Annotated in this window: 13 protein-coding genes and 1 rRNA gene; 8 read left to right on the top strand and 6 right to left on the bottom strand. The window is 47.1% G+C overall.

The annotated features are described in order from the left end of the window. Window positions 1–78: ribosomal RNA gene (rrf, locus tag AC4BAP_RS10765) — 5S ribosomal RNA — on the top strand; the annotation flags it as partial. A 1,135-nt stretch (window positions 79–1,213) separates the two neighbouring features. On the opposite strand, the gene AC4BAP_RS10770 is transcribed toward rrf, so the two are convergent. From AC4BAP_RS10770 to AC4BAP_RS10790, 5 genes are all read right to left on the bottom strand, one after another. Continuing rightward, on the bottom strand, window positions 1,214–2,503 hold the full coding sequence (locus AC4BAP_RS10770; protein ID WP_490582655.1) for a M16 family metallopeptidase: 1,290 nt from the start codon (window positions 2,501–2,503) through the stop codon (window positions 1,214–1,216). Window positions 2,504–2,519: 16 nt separating this feature from the next. Continuing rightward, on the bottom strand, window positions 2,520–3,617 hold the full coding sequence (gene porV / locus AC4BAP_RS10775; RefSeq protein ID WP_490582656.1) for a type IX secretion system outer membrane channel protein PorV: 1,098 nt from the start codon (window positions 3,615–3,617) through the stop codon (window positions 2,520–2,522). 70 nt (window positions 3,618–3,687) lie between these two features. Further along, entirely contained in the window at window positions 3,688–7,536 is a 3,849-nt protein-coding gene (porU, locus tag AC4BAP_RS10780) for a type IX secretion system sortase PorU (protein WP_490582657.1), read from the bottom strand. A 202-nt stretch (window positions 7,537–7,738) separates the two neighbouring features. Beyond that, on the bottom strand, window positions 7,739–8,443 hold the full coding sequence (gene pssA / locus AC4BAP_RS10785) for a CDP-diacylglycerol--serine O-phosphatidyltransferase (protein ID WP_490582658.1): 705 nt from the start codon (window positions 8,441–8,443) through the stop codon (window positions 7,739–7,741). Window positions 8,444–8,458: 15 nt separating this feature from the next. Further along, a complete protein-coding gene (locus AC4BAP_RS10790) occupies window positions 8,459–9,094 on the bottom strand; it encodes an MBL fold metallo-hydrolase (RefSeq protein WP_490582659.1) in 636 nt (211 codons plus the stop codon). A gap of 80 nt (window positions 9,095–9,174) precedes the next feature. Here AC4BAP_RS10790 and AC4BAP_RS10795 point away from each other — a divergent pair, with 80 nt between their 5' ends. Genes AC4BAP_RS10795 through AC4BAP_RS10810 form a run of 4 tightly spaced genes read left to right on the top strand, consistent with a single transcriptional unit; the run spans window position 9,175 to window position 15,399 of the window. Continuing rightward, on the top strand, window positions 9,175–10,263 hold the full coding sequence (locus AC4BAP_RS10795; protein ID WP_490582660.1) for an NAD(P)/FAD-dependent oxidoreductase: 1,089 nt from the start codon (window positions 9,175–9,177) through the stop codon (window positions 10,261–10,263). A gap of 4 nt (window positions 10,264–10,267) precedes the next feature. Continuing rightward, entirely contained in the window at window positions 10,268–13,450 is a 3,183-nt protein-coding gene (locus tag AC4BAP_RS10800) for a hypothetical protein (protein WP_490582661.1), read from the top strand. Window positions 13,451–13,459: 9 nt separating this feature from the next. Then, window positions 13,460–14,611, top strand: a complete 1,152-nt coding sequence (locus AC4BAP_RS10805; protein WP_490582662.1) for a serine hydrolase domain-containing protein — start codon at window positions 13,460–13,462, stop codon at window positions 14,609–14,611. A gap of 14 nt (window positions 14,612–14,625) precedes the next feature. Beyond that, window positions 14,626–15,399, top strand: a complete 774-nt coding sequence (locus tag AC4BAP_RS10810) for a TSUP family transporter (RefSeq protein WP_490582663.1) — start codon at window positions 14,626–14,628, stop codon at window positions 15,397–15,399. Between the two features lie 59 nt (window positions 15,400–15,458). Here AC4BAP_RS10810 and AC4BAP_RS10815 read toward each other — a convergent pair whose 3' ends face one another. Next, window positions 15,459–16,991, bottom strand: a complete 1,533-nt coding sequence (locus tag AC4BAP_RS10815; protein WP_490582664.1) for a SulP family inorganic anion transporter — start codon at window positions 16,989–16,991, stop codon at window positions 15,459–15,461. A 198-nt stretch (window positions 16,992–17,189) separates the two neighbouring features. Between AC4BAP_RS10815 and AC4BAP_RS10820 the strand changes: the two genes are divergently transcribed. The 3 genes from AC4BAP_RS10820 to AC4BAP_RS10830 all read left to right on the top strand — a co-directional run bounded on the left by AC4BAP_RS10820 (window position 17,190) and on the right by AC4BAP_RS10830 (window position 19,587). Continuing rightward, window positions 17,190–17,405 (top strand): hypothetical protein, encoded by a 216-nt coding sequence (locus AC4BAP_RS10820; protein WP_490582665.1) that lies wholly within the window; start codon window positions 17,190–17,192, stop codon window positions 17,403–17,405. Between the two features lie 29 nt (window positions 17,406–17,434). Next, complete coding sequence (locus AC4BAP_RS10825; RefSeq protein WP_490582666.1) at window positions 17,435–18,313, top strand: YicC/YloC family endoribonuclease; 879 nt, start codon at window positions 17,435–17,437, stop codon at window positions 18,311–18,313. Between the two features lie 470 nt (window positions 18,314–18,783). Continuing rightward, window positions 18,784–19,587: a M57 family metalloprotease gene (locus tag AC4BAP_RS10830; RefSeq protein ID WP_490582667.1), complete on the top strand. Its 804-nt coding sequence runs from the start codon at window positions 18,784–18,786 to the stop codon at window positions 19,585–19,587. Window positions 19,588–19,839: the final 252 nt, after the last annotated feature.

Here is a 19,839-nt window from a genome sequence, read left to right on the forward strand (position 1 = left end):
CATCCCGAACAGAGAAGTTAAGCCCGGACGCGCCGATGGTACTGGGGTCACACCCGGGAGAGTAGGTGGCCGCCAACCCCAACAAAGGGGGCAGCATCCCAAAAGGACGCTGCCCCCTTTTTCTTTTCCCCCCACCCACAGCCCGCCAAACGCCTCCAGGGCACTCACGCCAGGGCCGTCAAGTCCTAAAAGTTTGCCCCTCCGTGATGCTTAGAGGATTAATAAATAGTACAACGATTCTCCCCTTGAGGACAAGTGAAAACGGGGGCTTGAAACTTGCGACCACAGGTCCTAGAGGGGTGTCTGCTCATTGCGAAAGGTGTTCTCAACTGGCTTTTTACACCCCTGTGGTTCCCTCAAGGGCAGGGCCGTTTCATTCTATTAAAATCTACACTAGTGGCACATGCAAACTTATGCTCAACCTGCCTTTTGGCCCTCTGGGCCAGTTGAGTCGGAGACTCAACATTCATATTTAGTCACGAATCTGGAGATTCGCGCCAGGAAAAAATAGAATGAAACGGCCCTGCCCATAAGGTGACAATTTTCATTAGAGCTCAACAGCCTTGGGGCGTCATGGGCGTATAGTTCCTCCAATGCCCGGGTCCGTTCCCTTTTGGCAGCCGTGCCGCCGTGCCAGGGCGCTCAGCCTGTTCTGCCCCTGGCCTGCTGACCCCATTCTCCTGGACATGTTGAGGTTTTTGTTGTCAGGATAAAGCTATGTTGCTTCCCAATTAGATTTATGAAGTTGCGTTTAGCTTGAGTTAAATTGGTGATAGCTTTTCTGTATAGCAAACTCAAGTTGCGCTATAGTATAAAACAGGCAGGTGTAAACACACCCTGCGCACCTTTTAAGATATGGTTGTTTGAACTGTTTCTTTTATCCCTAAGGAGGAGTTAATCGAACTTGAGTTAGCTAATCTTCTATTCAAGACAGGAATACTTTGTTAGGTGATTTAATAAAGAGCCTGTTTAGAATTTATTAAAATCCATACTGCCTGCCTTGCTGTGTGGGCTCACCAGCAAGTATAATAGTCAGCACTTTCAAATTTTTGATGAAAACACCAATTACGGCGGGTTGCTGTTTCTAGTTAATACTCTAAACCGCTTAGAAGCCTGAAAGCCAACCTTCACTATACTTCAGACAAGATAAGTGCACATTTACTACGTACATAAAAAAAGCCCCATAAGGGGCTTTTCTATTTATGCTGGTTGATTATTCATATTTGCCTGCAACCGCTGTAAACAGATCCTGTTCTGCGAGGTATACATTTGCAAGGTCTTTTATTTCCTTCGAAGTAATGTTTCTTATTACGGATACGTAATTATTATAGAAATCCTGTGGCAGATCATTAAGCACTATTCTCTTATACCTATCGCACTGTTCAAAAATTGTTGCAATGTCATTCAGAAACTTACCGAGCATGTAGTTCTTTACAGTATCCAGTTCATCCTGTGGTACTTCATCAGATCTTAAAAGAGCAATCTCTTTTTTTATTTCAGTAAGTGTATCCTCAGTTACTGAGCTTTTAACATCAGTACCAATAAAAAACAAAGTGTCATGCTCTTTCGGAGATATCGCTGAGTATATCCCATAAGTATAGCCTTTGTCCTCTCTTATGTTTTTCATCAGTCTGGAACCAAAATATCCTCCAAGTATCTCGTTTAGTACGAGAAGCTTTTGGTAATCCTCTGTATGCATCATGGGAAACCGTTTGCCCATCCGGATGGATGATTGCAGGCTATCTGGCATTTCCACTAACTCAGTTTTATTTAAGTTGCTTGCGATGCTGGCTTGGTTAGCGCTAGATTCAGTTTCTGATTTAATATTAAGTTTTAGGTTGCCAATGCTATTTGTTATATACTGATGCATAGCCCTGTCTACAGCGCCACAAGCGAACACTTCCATGTCTTTCGTAGAGAAGTGTTGTTTATAAAAGTCTTTTATTTTGGCCAGATCGATCTTTTCGAGGTCGTTCTCATCATATCCGAATACATAAGGGTGACCGTCGCCATATATCTGTTTAGTAAAGGCATTAGTAGCCAGGTAACTGTTCTTTTGCCTCTGTACCTTTAGATTCTGCTGAGAACGTTGCTTTAATAGCTCAAACTCATTTTCTGGAAAGGAAGGATTCTCCAAAACATCAATAACTATTGGTAGGAGCTCATTTACATATTTAGCCAAGCAGTATAATGTTACTTCTGTTCTGTCATAGCCATGGTTTACATCAAGAGAGGCACCGTAAAATGCTACCTTGTCTGCTATTTGGCGAGCAGTGAGATTTACCGTTCCCTCAAGCAACATTTTAGTGCTTAGATCGGATTGGCCATTCTCATTTTCATACCACTTACCGGCTTTAAAAACAAAATCCAGCCTGATGACAGGCTGGGTTTCGTTGATGATGCTGTGTACTCTAACGCCGTTGTCTAAGTTTGTTACCTCAGCTATTTGTAGCGTTACTGCATCTATTTCGTGTATTTCTGGTGCTATTGTTCTGTCAAGCATTCTTTATAAGTACTTTTTAATCTAAGTTCAACGCAATGCTAAAACGAAGGGTTTGCGCTAACGGGTTGCTTTGATCGTTCGGAATTAAGTATGCTGCATCGATTCCGAACTTCTGGTATCTTAAGCCCAGACCTAGCGAAAAGTATTTTCTTCCGCCTTTTTCTGGATGCTCGTAAAAATAACCGGCCCTGGCAGCAAACAGGTCGTTATACCAATATTCTAAACCAGCAGAAAGATTTATTTCCTGTAATTCTTCGCTAAAGCCACCTTCTGCATCAGTGAAAGAAGTAAAAATACCGCTAAGTACAGTTTGGGTACTATCTGCCCCAGGCGATGGCACTAAAAGTTTATTGGCATCAAGCAGGAAAGTCAGCTTGTTGTATGCATCCAGGTTATAGGTTGTAGCAGTACCGATCTTCAGGTTTGTTGGCAAGAAGTCTTTCTCGTCTTTGGTAGTATAAGAGATCTTACCTCCGATATTTGAAATGTTGGCACCTAAAGCCAGGTTGAGTTTCTGATTTAGGTCTTTGTTATAGTATACGCCCACATCAACGGCAGCAGTGTTACCTGGTTCAGACTCGAAAGACTGCGTTGAACCACCAACATTTACATTACCTGCAAGGTTTGAATGTATGAATCTGGCTCCGATACCAAGGCTGAAGTTTTCACTCAAGGCCTGGCCATAAGCTACTGATACGGTATATTCTTTTGGATTATAATCCTGGATCGGGTTACGCTGTTCATCTATGAACTGGATCTCGCCCAGGTCAAAGTATAAAAGAGAAACAGACAGAGCAGAAGTTTCATTAAGTTTTTTGTAGCCAGACAAGTAGCTCAAGGACATGTCGTCTACGATATTACGTAGCCACGGAGAATAGGAAAAGCTTACGCTAAGGTCGTTCTGTACATAGCCAAGTTTAGCAGGGTTCCAGAAAGGTGCGTTTGCATCCGGGCTGATGGCTACGCCTGCATCGCCGAGGGCAGCAGAACGGGCATCGGGAGCAACAGTAAGAATTGGTACAGCAGTAGTTACTGCATTGCTACCCACCGTAGATTGTGCGAATGCGAAAGGAGCCGAAGCAAACGCTAGAATGAAAGCAACTGCTTTTATCAAAGTACTTCTTTTATACATATGTTGATTTTTGATAATGCTATACCAAATATAGAAATATTGTGCAACTATATTAATTTAATATCACAAGCTTTTCAAATTTTGAAGCTTTAGACCCGTCCTGCTGCGACCTCACGTTCACTTTATAAATATAAACGCCTTTTGCCAGCACATCATTGTATTCATCCTTGCCGTCCCATGTAATTTCTGCCAAGTGCGTCTTACTTGCATAACTTGTCGTTTCCAACGTCTTTACTAGCTTGCCTGAAATGGTAAATATCTGAACCTGAATTTCCAGGTTTTCGCCGGCTCTGTTGTGGTCAAAGTGAAATGTTGTTTTAGTAGAGAACGGGTTTGGATGATTCAGCACATGCTCTAACGCAATTTTGCTGTCATTTGATACAACAAACTCTATATATTCTTCAGTCGCATTATTAAAAGTATCCCAAACCTTTACTTTAAGCGAGTGGGCACCGGCCGTTAGGTCTTTAAAGCTATACTTTACCCTGCCCGACTGGTAACTATCCTGGTCAGAAGTATAGTAATCGTTTAAAACGATGAGGTTTTCATTTTTACCATCAAGTACTGCGGTTATCTCGTGCCCGATTCCGAGGCCAGCTGTGTTAATACCGCTTTCGTCAAAAACTTTGGCCAGTAACACGGCGTCTTTTCCGGTAGGCCCTCCAAACACAAAAGACTCATCATTCATGAATAGTTGTAATGTGGGAGGGGTGTTGTCTTCCTGTACATTTTTAGCTGTGCCACCAATTACGATTGACTGGTTAGCCCCTAAGGCATCCTTCACCTGGTTACTGGCATAGAGCGAGATTTTTCCCTGGCCATAATTGTAAGCGATGTCTTTCGGTACTACAAATCCTACTTCAAACAGACCATTCTTTACGGTTACTTTACCATCATAAAGTATACTTTCACGCACTTTGATCGAAACCGGAGGCGACCCCTCATCACCCAAAGTTCTAAGCATGGATGGCTTTTCGTATACTGTTACCTGTACCTCACCGTTAAAGGCGGATACCAAGGCCCCTGTGTCTGTTTTAATTCGTCCCCTGAGGTTTACCTTTCCTAGTGCACTTAAAGTATCAGAGGAGGTTTGTTTATTATTAATGTGCGTTATTTCAGCGCTTAACTTCGTAGCCACCAACTCCTGAGATGGATCTGCCAACAAGGTGAAGTTACGGTTGTTGACCCCTTTAGAGCCACTCACATTATCCGTGATGCTATTATTCTTGGTATTGAGCACCAGGTCGCCTAAACGTGTGCCAGAACCAGGTGCCGGTGTAAAGAAACTCTTAAAGAAGTTACGGTTCAACACGCGGTTACCATTAGAGTAAACAGGCCGTGTTGTGGTAATTAACCCAACTGCCCCACCTTCTGGATGCAGCAATGCCGTTTCAGCGCCTGACACACCGGATGGGTCATCGTAGCGGCCAAACTCACAGGTGGCAGTCAGCAAAAAGGTCAACCTGTCTTTGTTTTTCCAGCTGTTAATGCGCGGAATGGTGAGTATTTGCTCCGACGCCAGGCTTACCTCGTTTCCATGCCCGGTGTAGTTCGTGATCAGCGAGCCTTGCTCGATAGCCTTGTTTAAAGCGGCTACCGCATCCGGCACCGACTGTCCATTGGCCTCGTATACCTGGCGGTACAGGTCGAGGTATATTTTGTTCGGGTTATAGTTGATGGCATTGTTCTCCAGAAAGCTGGCCAGGAACTCCGCATCATTCTGATGCTCGTTGTAGTCGCCGTCATCGGCTAGGAGGGTAACCCGGCTTTTCCATTTACCGAAATGGGTTGGGCTGTCGTAGTTGATAATTTTGCTTACCATCGCGGCAGCTTCCGAAGCTGTTTTGGCTGGAAGCCTTCCTATACCGATATCCAGCAGATGATCACCGATAGTAGACTCTACCCATTCGCCCTCATCGTCATCCAGAAACCCATAATAATCTTCAGATGAATAGCTTGTTATCGGATGAAGCGATTGGCGGGACTCGTACACAGGTACGAAATTGGTATTGTTGCTTAGCCTGTTTTTGTAATCATAAGATGCATCGCCGAGAAGGAGCAGGTACATGTGGTTATGGCCGCTTTTGTTGCTGCGCTTATACAGCATGCGCATAAAATCGCGGATGGCGGTTACGTCCTGTGCCCCTGACGAGAACTCGTTGTATACCTGGGTGGTGGTGGTAACAAGCACCTGCATGCCGCTGAACTTGCGTCGGTGTTCGGCCAGTCTGTTGGCTTCCTGTAAAAACCTTGGGTTAGATATTATCACGAAGTCCAGGTTGCCGTCCTGGTTTTGCGCATGCAGGTTCTGGTTGTTTACCTTTCCTGCCGGTATTGGTTTGTTGCTGATGTTATTCTGCAGCACCACAAACTCGCGCAATGTGCTGGTTGATGTACTGAAGCTTAAGTCGGAGCCGGCATCGGCTTGCTGCAGCACGGGTACAAGCGGATTCGTTACATCCCAAACCATGGCACCTGTTGGAGCGCCTGCAATCCGGAACATGCTAACGGGGGCAGCCATACTTGCCACAGACCTGAAACTGGTTTGCTCGCCTTTAAAACGCAGTTGCCGCTCATAATTCAATAGCAGGTAGTTTAAGTAACCCAAAGATGTAGAGCTGCCCCCGGTGCTAAAGGTCAGGTTTGTTTCTAAAGTAGCAGGATTGCCAAGAGACTGCTGGCTGATCACATAGTTAGTTATACTGTTGGTGCCATTGGGGTGATAGCTGAAGGTGCCACGGGACGGTATTTTAGGGTTGCCGATAACCTGATTGTTGACTTTTATGGTAAATGAGGTTTCGGTAGGGGCATTAGCCATTAAAAAAGCGGTAAGCTTTACGTTAGAGCCGGGTGCAATATCCGAAACAGGCAGACTGAAGTTCTGGGATGATACAAAGGAGCTGAATTCCTCGCCGTACCATTCGCGCCCCGAGAACACCATGTTCTTCAGGTCCCGCTCATGAAAATAACGTTCGTTGTAGCTTGTTATGGTTTGGGAAGCGCCCTGGGTTTGGGCTCTGCTGCTGATGCGCTTACCCGTCGCGGTACCTACCCTTAGGAAGTAGAAGGCTGTATCGGAATAAACATTAAAATTGTGCCTGAACTGCTGCTGCGTCGCGTCATACTCCCAAGTATATGGCCCCTGTGCATAAAACAAGGCAAAATCGCTGTCGTCAAACTTACCATCAGCTTCACCTATTACCATGATAGCGTTTTCGGTAAGGTCGTCGGGGCGTGCAATATTGTTTGGCTGTGGCAGCATTCCACCGCCGTTGCCGAAAAGCTGTATTGTTCTGGGGTCTATACTTTGGGCATTAACACCCAGCGCCTGTAGCAGGCTTTTGTCTATCTTATACACCCCGGAGGCCGTAACCGCCAGTTTATACCAGGTGCCGGAGCTGAGTACAGAATTGCTGGCATACGTATGGGTGCCGGTTTTGGCATTTTCAGCTTTTATAGTAGCCGAAGTATACTTGTAAGTAAAACTGGTGAGTTTCTCAAGCTGGTTGCTTTGTGGGTTGCGCCGGATCGGCAGTAATGTTACAACGGCTATGGGTACTTTATTCTGGGTGCTGTTAGTGATGTGTATTTCCGGGTTGGCGCCAAAGTTATACTTTCCAAACAGCTTCTGGTCTTCAGTGGTAAAGGGCTGGTAAACCGCCTCAGCAATGGTAAAGTTATCTATGTGCTGAGGTAGGCGAAGGCGGTAATAGGGCAGGCGCTCCGTAGGGTCTAAAGTGGCTCCCTCAAAGGCTGGCACTTTATCCGGAAGGTTATCAGCAGGCAGTGCGCTCTCGTAGCCATTCCAGTTAAGCTTTATACTTTGCTGGGCACTGGCACTAGAAGCAAATAAGCTTATAAGTATAAATGTGTTAACAAAAACGAGTAGAAATGACCTCATCCGAAAACCGTAATATAGAAACCACGAGGTAACCCGGGCCTTTGATCCTGGCACACCTTTTTGGTATGTAACAAATATACGGTTAATTTATTGTAATTCAGCGGGGTTTCAAACCTGTTTTGGGTCTTGTTGTAATCCTGCTGATAAAGTATTACCAGATTTTAAACATTTATTCCTGTTGCTGTAAATCAGGCAATTAACTTTATGAGTGTGAGGTTTTTTTGATGATCGACAAAAGTATGTACAGCACAATGATAAGCGGAATAGCTGCGAAGTTGAGCATTATCACCAGAATAACCGACAGGATCAGGAAAATGAACCGCACTGAGTTGTCCTGCCATTTAAGGTTCTTAAACTTAAGCGCAAACAACGGCAGCTCCGCCACAAGCAGATAAGACAGCAACACCGTAAGTATAAGCAGCACCCATGGGTTAAGTATAAGCTCATAGTATAAAAGGTCTCCGTGCTCAAGTATAAGCGGCAGCGAAGCCACAAAGATGGTGTTGGCCGGAGTTGGCAACCCAATGAAGGAAGTCGTCTGGCGTGTGTCGATGTTAAACTTGGCCAGGCGCAACGCCGAGAATATCGTGATCAGGAAGCCGAAAAAGGCCAGTGTTTGCATAGGTATACCCAGGAAGCTATCGCCGGCGCGTTGCAGCAGCATAAACATAACAGTGCCCGGCACCACACCAAACGATACCATGTCTGCCAGCGAGTCGAGTTGCTTGCCTATTTCGGAGTATGCATGCAGCACTCGAGCAATCATGCCATCCAGGAAATCGAAAATAGCGGCAATGCCCACCAGGTAGGCGGTATACACTAACTCTCCTTTAAATGCGAAGTATAAAGCCAGGCAACCAGCAAAAAGGTTCAGGCAGGTAATGGCGTTGGGTATGTGTTTCTTCATGCGTGAAGGCAGCCGTTAGCGCAGAAATGGGTTATACTTTTTTTCGTAGCCGATAGTTGTTTCCGGACCATGGCCGGGATACACCGTAACATCATCGGGCAGCGTGAAAAGCTTGGATTTTATACTTTGGATAAGCGTGTCGAAATCACCGCCAGGCAGATCGGTTCTCCCGATGCTCCCCTGGAACAGCACATCACCACCGATTACGGTTTTATCTTCTTTATGATAAAGAACCACATGGCCGGGTGCATGGCCCGGGGCGAAGATCACCTCCAGCTCTGTGTTGCCAAAAGTTACGTTCTCTCCTTCTTTTAGGTATTTGGCAGGTAGCTGCTCGGCATACATCGGGAAACCGTACACAGGGGCATAAGCCGGAACCGATCGTAAGGTTTGTTCATCCTCAGGGTGGATCTCCAGTTCAACGCCATAGGTGTCGGCTACAAACTTGTTTCCCAGCACATGGTCGATGTGGCAATGCGTGTTTAACAGGCGCACCACTTTCAGCCCTTTGTCTGCGATGTATTTTTTCAGTTCTTCCTGTTCGCGTTTGTCATAGCACCCCGGATCCACTACCACGCACTCCTTTGTTTCGTCGTGCAGCAGGTAAGTGTTTTCCTGAAAAGGGTTGAAGGTAAGGCAGGTAACTTCCATTGGGTATATTTTTGCTTTCTGGGCCACAAAATCGGCAACTAAGTTACGAATTTCACCTGTACATCTTGTAACTTGCCTCAATGAATTACGATTTTATAGTTGTTGGGCATGGCCTTGCAGGGGCTGTTTTAGCTTATACCCTACGCAAGAAAGGGCATCGTGTGCTGGTGATCGACGAACCGAAAACAGACACTGCCTCCAAAGTGGCGGCTGGTTTGGTTAACCCGGTGGCAGGCAAGCGTTTTGCTAAGTCGTGGCTGGCCGATGAGTTTATTCCTGCCGCCAATGCTTTCTACGATGAACTGTCGCAGCGTTTCGGGCAGCAGCTATACATCCGTAAGCCTATCTATAAAATATTTTCTTCTATTGAGGAGCAAAACACCTGGATGGCCAAAAGCACCGGCGAAGGCTGGAAAGGTTATATTTCGGCAACCTATACCCAAAGTATAAACCAGCCCGGCATAGACGACCCGTATGGTGGCATTATGATAAGCAAAGGGGGTTACCTTAAGGTAGAAGAGATGCTGCGCCTGCTGGAGAAAGACTTGCTGGAGCAAGGTGCCCTGTTGCCGGAACGCTTTGACTTTGAGGAGTTATACCTGACGGATGCCGGTGTGAAGTATAAAAGTATAGCTGCAAAGCATTTGGTGTTCTGTGAGGGGTACCAGGCTGTAAACAATCCATACTTTAAATGGTTGCCATTGCAGCCTACCAAGGGGGAGGTACTGGAGGTGCAGACCGATAATTTCGAGCCGGAATGCATCTATAACAAAGCGGTTTACGTTGTTCCGATAGGGAGTGGCAGGTTTAAAATCGGCGCAACTTACAATTGGCGCGAAGCCGACGAAAATCCGACACCCGCAGGTGAGGCAGAGCTTTCTGAGCGGTTTAAGCAAATTACATCCGAACCGTTTGCCGTAGTAGGGCACAGGGCTGGTATCAGGCCAGCTGTGCGCGACAGGCGCCCGCTGGCAGGTACGCATCCCGAGTTCGGGCAGCTGAGCGTGTTCAACGGGATGGGCTCGAAAGGGGTGATGATGTCGCCGTACCTTGCCGGGAACTTTGCAGAAAGCCTGGAGGGTAAAACTAACCTGCTTCCGGAGATACACATTTCGCGATATTTTTCGTTATATTACGACTACATAAAACACCAGAACCATCAAACCTAAGCGCATGCGTTTTTATACTTTGTTGCTGATTGTGCTGTGCTTCTTTACAGTAAACACCCTGCAGGCCCAGCCAGGGCAGGATGCTTTCGGGAAGAGCCGCATTCAATATAAAAACTTTGACTGGAAGCTTTACAGCACCCAGAACTTTAACATATACTTTTACAGCGGAGGAAAAGAGGCGGCGCTAAATGCGGCCGAGTACGCTGAAAAAGAGTTAAAACGCATCACCAGCCTGATCGGGTACTACCCATACTCCAAAATCACGCTGTTACTTTACAACTCCCCAACCGACCTGCGCCAAAGCAATATAGGCCTGGATACAGACCAATATGAGACAGGCGGCGAAACCCTGTTCATGAAGAGCAAGATAGAGCTGGCTTTCAGTGGTGCCCAAACCGAGTTTAAACGCGATCTTAGTTATTCCCTGACCGAACTGCTGCTGAACGACATGATGTATGGCGGCAGCCTGAAAGAGGCTTTGCAGAGCAGCTACCTGTTGCGCCTGCCGGATTGGTTCATTAGCGGAGTGGCCGCTTACACTGCCGAAGGATGGAGCATACGGATGGATAACTTTATGCGCGACATGCTACTGGAGGAAAAACAGACCCCGCAGGTATTCTTTGTCCGCAATCCCATGCTTACAGGCCAGTCTATCTGGAATTACATTGCCGAGCGCTATGGCTACACAGCTATACAAAATATACTTAACCTGACACGCATTACCCGCGATGTGGAGATCGGGATAACCAGCAGCCTGAACATACCTTACAAGCGCTTTCTGCAGGACTGGAAAAACTACTACGTGCAAATCAATACCAGCTCTGATAACCAGTTGGTCGCTGTACCCGAGTCGGCCAGGATCATTAATAAGAACAAACAGAATCATCGGTATTCCGAGCCATCTTTAAACCCGGCCGGTACCACGCTTGCCTATGCCGAAATGGACAATGGCAGCTTTAAGATTATCGTGCGTGATGTGCGCACCGGTAAAGAAAGGGTTGTGTGGCGCGGCGGCTATAAAACGCTTGACCAGTTGGTAGACTATGAACTGCCTGTAATAGCATGGCGCTCTAACACGCAGCTGGGATTTATTGAGGCCCGCCGCGGCAAAATGACGCTGCGCCAGATTGATGCCCGTGACCGTTATACCTTGCTTCCGTTTTATGAAAATCTTACGACTCCTGCGGCCACCCTGGACCAATTTACGCAGGTGTATGATATGGATTATTCGGAAGACGGGCAGAGTATAGTGGTTAGTGCCTCCAGAGAGGGCCAGACAGATATTTACCTGCTAAGCGCCAATGGACGTTTGCAAAAACAGCTGACCAAAGACATTTACGACGATGTGCAGCCGGCATTTTTAAAAGGTAACCAAGGCGTGGTTTTCAGCTCTAACCGTTGGGTAGACACAACAGGCGCCACCCCGGATGCCAATTTTGCCAGCGTGGTAAACAACTACGATATCTTTATGATAGATGCGCAGGGGACCAATGTGCGCCAGCTTACCAGCTCGGTGGCCAGCGAGTTAAAACCCCGTGTGCTTGAGAACGGCGACCTGGTATACTTAAGCGAGGAAAGCGGCATTCGTAGCTTGTACCGCTACAACCTGAATACTGGCACCAGTACTCCGGTAACCAATTTTATGCAAGGCATTGAAAGCTACGACTATGCAACTACCACCAACACACTAGCCTTTGTGGCCCGGGACCGTGGGCGTGACTTTGTATACATGTTGCCTAATTTTACACCTACCACGCTAAACGAGCTTCCCAAGACTTCGCGCCAGATAATACTGGAGACGCGGGTAAGGGCACCACAGCAGTCGGCTGCTACGCGCAAACTGCTGGAGAGCCAGGAAAAGAAAAAAGCACCAACCAGGGCCGCCGGCGAAGTAAATATCGAGAACTACCAGTTCGGGGAGAACAAGCAGGCTGCCAAGTCTGATACAACCAAGGCTACAACGGCACCTGTCCGAAGGGCTTCCACAGCGCTGGCTAACCAACAGATCACCGGGCCGCTGGATTACGATGTGCGTTTTAGCGTGCACGAGATCGTTACATCGGTATATGCCGACCCACAGCTGGGATTTGGTATTGTGGCCGGTGTGAACATGAGCGATTTGTTTGAGAACCACCACATACGGGGCAGCGCCTTTATCAGAACCGACCTGGAAACAAGCCGCGTGTGGGCCGAGTACATGAACCTGAAGAACAGGGTTGACCTGGGCATGCAGTTCCGCCGTGATATTATACTTACTGAGGTGCCTGAAACCGGGGCAAGGCTTCGCTTCTCAAAAAATGAGTTTTCGCCTATACTGGTTTATCCGCTTAGCCACAGCACCAGCTTAAGGGCGCAGCCAAAGTTCGTGAACACCAGGTTTACCTTCGTTAACAGCTTTGTGACCCCTGACAGCATTACAAACTTTGGCGGTGCCAACCTGGAGCTGGTGTATGATAACTCCGTGGCGACAGGCGTTAACATGCGCGAAGGTACCCGTATGAAAGCCGGTATACTTACCCTAAAAGGCTTTGAGGAATCGGCGGTTAACTTCAGCAAGTTTTATGTGGACCTGCGCCATTACCAGAAGCTGCACCGCCAGATCGTGCTGGCAACCCGCATCGGTTATGGCTCCTTCTTCGGAAACTCACCTAAGCGCTTCCTGATCGGGGGGATGGACAACTGGCTGCTGGCCGATGACGATGAAGAGTCAGATCAGAACGATATCCTGATACAGTCGCCTGCCGACTTGTTTTACCTGGAGTATGCCACACCGCTTCGGGGCTTCAGCTTTAACACCCGTAACGGTACCAAATACCTGATGGCAAACGCTGAGCTTCGTGTACCGATTGTGCAGTACTTCTATAATGGCCCTATACCTTCAGGCTTCTTCCGGAACCTGCAGCTTACAGCTTTTGCCGATGCCGGTTCGGCCTACAACGGTTCAAACCCATTCACAGGTAATAACTCCATCAACACACGCGTGATCGGTGGCCGCACAAGCCCAACAGAAGTAGACCCATTCGAAATAACTGTAATAAACTATCGTAACCCATTCCTGCTAGGCTATGGTTTTGGTGCCCGTACCACACTGCTGGGTGTTTATGGCAAGCTGGATGTAGCCTGGGGCGAGGAGGATTTTGAGCGCAAAGGACCTAAGTTCTACATAACACTGGGTTACGACTTCTAACATCGCTGCATGAACCGAAAGACGAAGCGCTTTGGACTGGGCGCCGTACTGTTGCTGACTTTAACGGCGGCCTGGATACACATGGCTGATAAGAATTACCTGTACAAGGCGGTGCTCTACAACTTTGCCGACATCGATGACAGGGATATTTTTCATCAGCGCGAGATCGATGCTCCCCGTAAGGCGCAGCCATGGCCACTGGCACCGAACTATAACCAGATAAGCCTGCCTCAGGAGCTTGCACAACTGCACCAGGACATCGGCTCGGTTGCTTTTCTGCTTATCCACAACGATTCTATACTTTACGAACAGTACTGGGACAGTTATTCTGATGCGTCGCTGAGCAACTCGTTTTCGATGGCTAAAAGTATAGTAAGTATGCTGGTGGGCATGGCCATAAAAGAAGGACATATTAAAAGCGTGGAGCAGCCTGTAGGTGATTTTCTGCCGGAGTTCAGGGAAGGCGACAAGGCTAATATTAAAATAAAGCACCTGCTCTGGATGAGTTCTGGCCTGAACTGGGATGAATCGTACAGCAGTCCTTTGTCTGTTACCACCGAAGCCTATTACGGCACTGATCTCAAAAAAATAATAGACAGGTTGGAAGCTGTTGAAGAACCCGGTAAAAAATTTAGTTACAAAAGCGGAGACACCCAAGTGCTGGGTATGGTACTGCAGGCTGCCACCGGCAAAAGCCTGAGCGAACTGGCAGAAGAAAAACTCTGGAAACCCCTTGGGGCGGAACACGATGCTGAGTGGAGCCTGGACCGGCCCGGAGGTATGGAAAAGGCTTATTGCTGCTTCTATTCAAATGCCCGCGATTTTGCACGGCTTGGTAAGTTATACTTGCACAACGGTGTCTGGAATGGCGATACCATTGTGCCGCCTGCCTATGTTCAGGCATCGCTTACACCCAGTGGCCTAGTTGATGAGCGTGACCAGGAGAAGGTAGATTTTTACGGCTACCAGTGGTGGCTGCTTCCGGAGTATAAGGGCCAGAATGTGTTTTATGCCAGAGGTATACTTGGCCAATACATCATCGTAATACCGGAGAAAAACATTGTAATGGTGCGGTTAGGGAAGGAAAGGGCAGAACGTGTGGGTAAGAACCCTGGAGAAGTGTTAGCCATGATTGACGCGGCCAATAAAATGGTGCCTTAGCCATACTTTAGCACATGGATTACCTGCTCATCTGTGCTACTGCGTTTTTAGCATCCGGCCTAACGTTTTTCTCTGGATTTGGTCTGGGAACACTGCTGGTCCCGGTATTTGCACTCTTCTTCCCGATAGACATTGCCATTGCGCTTACGGCTGTGGTACATTTCCTTAACAACCTGTTCAAACTTACCCTGGTTGGCAGGCATGCTCGCTTTCCGGTGGTGCTAAAATTTGGACTGCCCTCTATTGTGGCTGCATTTGCCGGGGCTGCGCTATTGGCCATCATTTCGGAGTGGGAGCCGCTGGCAAGTTATACTTTGGCAGATAGGTTATTCTACATCACGCCTGTTAAGCTGATCGTGGCCCTGTTGATCATCTTTTTCTCGCTGTTTGACCTGGTGCCGCGGCTTATGAAGCTCTCCTTTAACCCGAAGTACCTTCCAGTGGGTGGATTGCTAAGCGGTTTCTTCGGAGGTTTATCGGGTAATCAGGGGGCACTGCGTAGTGCTTTTCTTATTAAAGCAGGTCTTGCCAAAGAGGCATTCATAGCTACGGGTGTGGTTATAGCCTGCATGATAGATGTTACCCGCATTAGTGTGTATGCCAAACTGATCTTTTCTGGGGAGCAAAGTATAAACTATACTTCGCTGGCTGCAGCTACTCTTGCTGCGTTTGCGGGTGCACTGCTGGGTAATGCGCTATTAAAGAAAGTGACCATACAGGCCCTGCAAATGATTGTAGCCGTTATGCTTATACTTGTTGCCCTTGGGCTGGCATCCGGACTTATCTAAAAGAAAGCGGCCATACTATAAAGTATGGCCGCAGGTTTATAACAGTATGTATACTTTACTTAAGACAGCTTATCTGTTACTACGGCATAATGCGGGTCTTCCAGGATGTTTACCTCCACAATATCACCGGCACGGTTTATAAGCTTACGGCAGTCCTCGCTTAGGTGGCGCAGGTGTAGTTTTTTACCGGCCTGTAGGTAGCGTTCCGTTAGTTTGTTCAGGGCCTCTATGCCGGAATGGTCTACGACTCTTGATTCTCTGAAATCCACTACTACCTCCTCTGGGTCGTTGGCAACGTCAAACTTCTCCAGAAAAGGGGCAGTTGAGGCAAAGAACAGTGGGCCATAGATCTCATAATGCTTTACGCCGTTCTGATCGGTGTGCTTGCGGGCTCGTATGCGTACGGCATTGTCCCAGGCAAACACCAGTGCCGAGATCACCACACCAATGGCAACGGCGATGGCCAGGTCAAAGATCACGGTAAGTATGGTAACAGCTACCATTACAATGGCATCCGATTTTGGTATGCGGCGCAGCATTCTGAAACTAGCCCACTCAAATGTACCGATCGCCACCATAAACATAAGGCCAACCAATGCAGCCAGAGGCACCATCTCGATCAGGCTGGAGGCAAACATAATAAACACCAGCAACATAACGGCCGCCGTTATACCCGACAGTCTGGTGCGGCCACCAGAACTCACGTTAATGATACTCTGTCCGATCATGGCGCAGCCACCCATTGTCCCGAAAAAGCCGCCAACCACATTGGCCAGGCCCTGGGCCATACTTTCCTGGTTACCACGGCCGCGTGTGTTGGTCAGTTCATCCACAATAGTCAGGGTAAGCAAGGATTCCAGCAAGCCAATGCCAGCAAGTATAAGCGAGTATGGGAAAATGATCTGCAGCGTTTCCAGGTTAAACGGCACCATCGGGATGTGGAACTGAGGCAGGCCACCGGCCACAGATGCCATGTCGCCAACTGTTCGGGTGTCGAGGTTAAAGCCGATAACGATGGCAGATACGGTTACAATAGCAGCAAGTGCAGCCGGTACCACCTTAGTGATTTTAGGTAGCACATAAATGATCAGCATTGTAAGGGCAACCAACGCCAGCATCAGGTAAAGCGAGGTGCCCTCAAGCCAGGCCAGATTACCGCCTACATCGGCATATTTAAACTGACCAAACTGCGCCATGAAGATCACGATGGCCAGGCCGTTCACAAAACCATATATCACCGGCTCGGGCACCAGGCGAATAAACTTACCTAGCTTAAATACCCCGAAAAGGATCTGCAAAAGACCCATGAGCACAATGGCAGCAAACAGGTACTCTACACCATGGGTAGTTACCAACGCCACCATTACCACGGCAAGCGCACCGGTTGCGCCCGATATCATGCCGGGGCGGCCTCCGAAAACTGAGGTGATAAGGCAGACAATAAAGGCAGCGTACAAACCTACCAGCGGCTCTACATGTGCTACAAAGGCAAAGGCAACGGCTTCCGGCACAAGGGCCAGTGCTACTGTAAGGCCCGAAAGGATCTCATTCTTATAGTTGATCTCTCGGAAGTTGATCGGACTGTAAATCATACTTAAATAACTATGTTATGCTGTGCCGGCACGGATGCGGTATAAGTATAGCATGCAAACAGCCGCACAAGGTGGTTTTACTAAAAAGACAATGTATAGATGTTAGTTCGGCCAGGTAATGGCAATCGGGTAAGGCATGTGTCACGGTGGAGTGACTTTTATAAATAGAGCAGCTGTTGTCATTTCGGGTGCAAAAGTATGGATTTTTGCCTGCAATCTCAAGTCGGGTTGGCACATGAGCGCAATGTGCCTTTGGGAAGTATAAGTTGTACGTTTATTGCAAGTAAAGCGGGTTTAGAAAACTACAAGATCAGAATTCGGGTAATAAGTAAATTAAGTGAACTTGCCGTGTTAGGCAGCCTTTTAGGTGCTTTGATGGCGGCATGTCGCATAAAAATGAATAATTATAGCTAATTTGCCAGCGTACCATATTATATAAAACTATGTTGCAGTCCATGACAGGCTTTGGCAGCGCCCGCCTAGATTCCGACCAATACACCATTTGCGTTGAAATCCGGTCTTTGAACTCGAAAGGGATGGACCTGAGCGTGCGTACGCCGCGTTACCTGAACGATAAAGAGTATGAGATCCGGAATATGGTGACCAAAGCACTCGTTAGAGGCAAGGTAACGGTAAGTATAGATTACACGAAGAATAAAGCCCAGAAGGCGAAGAATACCATAAACCGTGAGCTGCTGCAGGCTTACTACAATGAACTGAACCAGGCAGCCGATGCTGTTGGCGCCTCTAAGCAGGACCTGTTTCGCCTGGCGTTGCACATGCCTGAGGTATTGCAACAGGACCAGGATGAAGAAGCAGAGGATGCAGACTGGAGCATTGTGCAGCCTTTACTGGAGGAGGCTCTCAAAAGTATAAACTCCTTCCGTGCGGACGAGGGCAAGGCGCTTACCGCTGAGATCATGTCTTACGTGGACCGTATCCGTATCCTGCTTGCCGAGATAGATAAGCATGACCCTGTTCGCATGGAGAATATCCGCAACAGGGTAAGGGGCCATCTTACCGAAATCTCCAACTCGGAGCAGTTTGATAAGAACCGCTTTGAGCAGGAGATGATCTACTTTATGGAGAAGCTCGATATTGCTGAGGAAAAGGTAAGGCTTATAAACCACCTGCATTATTTTACCGAAACCGTTTACCTGCCCGAGCCTACAGGAAAAAAGCTAGGATTCATCTCCCAGGAAATTGGGCGTGAGATAAACACCATAGGCTCTAAGGCAAATGATGCCACCATACAGCACCATGTAGTAGAAATGAAGGAAGAACTAGAGAAAATTAAAGAACAGATCAATAACATTCTTTAATAAGTACCTATTTATAAATTTGTCGGGCTCCGGGGCTTTTAAAGTGCCGGAGCCCGATTTTTTTTCTAAAAGCATTGTAAGTTGCTAAGAATTAGTTAATTTGAAACTCAGTTGCAACAATTCTCTCTGTTACCTTTCGCACTTTTTGAGATGTGTTTTTAATACATTTTCTTCGAAATTCCCCAGCAAACTCAGTTAGGCTATAAAAAATGCCATGTTACCTTTAGTTGCAATTATTCCTGTTTTTACAGGATGTTATCCCTTACTTTTACCATACAAACATCTGCAATAAACATAACCTGGCCGGCAGGCTGGGGGTGTAGGTGTTAAAGCTTCCCTTTACCTTTTTATGTTCCTGGCTTACCTGTTGGTGGCACTAAGTATAAAAGTGCGTGCCGATGGCTAAGTGTTTACCTGTGCATTTTCTGTTTATTTAACCTATATGTCTAACTTTTAATTGTTTAATTTTTATGAAAGTAACCCGTTTACTTGCAGTTGCCGCTTTAGCGGTTGTGTTTGGTTTCTCTTCTTGCCAGCAAGAGGAGGAGATCACAAACAAAGCAGAAGTTTCTGAGCTTGCACTGAGCCAGATCTCTGCCATGGGCTTCAACAACCAGAATGTGCAGAAGGTTGATGGAGGCTATATTGTAGAAGGCGATATCTTCTTAAGCGATAAAGACCTTACTACAGCCTATGATCAGAAAGCTGTTCGTGTTGGGGAATCTGAGCAGTACCGTACTACTAACGTTGTAAACACTGGTTCTTCACGTACTATCCGTGTTGCGATCACTACCAGCTTGCCATCATCTTATGTAACAGCCCTTGATGCAGCTATTGCCCGTTACAATGCAGAGAACCTGACTATCAAGTTCCAGCGTGTGTCTTCTAACTATGAGATCCTATTCTCTAAGGCACCTGCAGGAGCTACTTATCTGGCATCTGCTGGCTTCCCTACATCATCAGGCAACCCTCACAACAGCGTTGTAGTTAACTCTGACTACTTAGGCTCAAACCCTGGTACTAACTACCTGGCTACTATCCTGGCGCACGAAATGGGACACTGCATCGGTTTCCGTCACACTGACTACATGGACCGTAGCTACTCTTGCGGCGGCGCGTACTATAACGAAGGTGCTTCTACAGTAGGTGCTATCCACATCCCTGGCACGCCAACAACCCAGGACCCGAACTCTTGGATGCTTGCTTGTATCGGAACAGGTGTTAACCGTCCGTTCAACGCAAACGATAAAACTGCACTTAACTACATCTACTAGTTAGCAGTTTACTATAAAAGCAAAGGGCTCCCTCGCACAGGGGAGCCCTTTGTTTTTATAGGGTTTTGCTATTTGTATTATAAGAGGAGTGTTGTTGTAGATGAAGTTGCATTTGCAGTGGTGTTGCATATGCATGCTTGATTCATTTATAATTAAATTTGGCTTTAAAAAATTATATAAACTGAATGCTAGTATAGTTTTTTTTATATTTTACAAAAAAGTGTGTTTAGCATGAGAAAAAACCGAAAAAAT

The organism is Pontibacter sp. GD7 (genome assembly GCF_058216375.1).

What these genes read in the sequence shown, in the direction of transcription:
- AC4BAP_RS10825 (WP_490582666.1), top strand. Translation starts at nt 17,435, where the DNA reads ATGTTGCAGTCCATGACAGGCTTTGGCAGCGCCCGCCTAGATTCCGAC.
- pssA (WP_490582658.1), bottom strand. Translation starts at nt 8,443, where the DNA reads ATGAAGAAACACATACCCAACGCCATTACCTGCCTGAACCTTTTTGCT.
- AC4BAP_RS10815 (WP_490582664.1), bottom strand. Translation starts at nt 16,991, where the DNA reads ATGATTTACAGTCCGATCAACTTCCGAGAGATCAACTATAAGAATGAG.
- AC4BAP_RS10805 (WP_490582662.1), top strand. Translation starts at nt 13,460, where the DNA reads ATGAACCGAAAGACGAAGCGCTTTGGACTGGGCGCCGTACTGTTGCTG.
- AC4BAP_RS10810 (WP_490582663.1), top strand. Translation starts at nt 14,626, where the DNA reads ATGGATTACCTGCTCATCTGTGCTACTGCGTTTTTAGCATCCGGCCTA.
- porU (WP_490582657.1), bottom strand. Translation starts at nt 7,536, where the DNA reads ATGAGGTCATTTCTACTCGTTTTTGTTAACACATTTATACTTATAAGC.
- AC4BAP_RS10830 (WP_490582667.1), top strand. Translation starts at nt 18,784, where the DNA reads ATGAAAGTAACCCGTTTACTTGCAGTTGCCGCTTTAGCGGTTGTGTTT.
- AC4BAP_RS10790 (WP_490582659.1), bottom strand. Translation starts at nt 9,094, where the DNA reads ATGGAAGTTACCTGCCTTACCTTCAACCCTTTTCAGGAAAACACTTAC.
- AC4BAP_RS10820 (WP_490582665.1), top strand. Translation starts at nt 17,190, where the DNA reads ATGGATTTTTGCCTGCAATCTCAAGTCGGGTTGGCACATGAGCGCAAT.
- AC4BAP_RS10770 (WP_490582655.1), bottom strand. Translation starts at nt 2,503, where the DNA reads ATGCTTGACAGAACAATAGCACCAGAAATACACGAAATAGATGCAGTA.
- AC4BAP_RS10800 (WP_490582661.1), top strand. Translation starts at nt 10,268, where the DNA reads ATGCGTTTTTATACTTTGTTGCTGATTGTGCTGTGCTTCTTTACAGTA.
- AC4BAP_RS10795 (WP_490582660.1), top strand. Translation starts at nt 9,175, where the DNA reads ATGAATTACGATTTTATAGTTGTTGGGCATGGCCTTGCAGGGGCTGTT.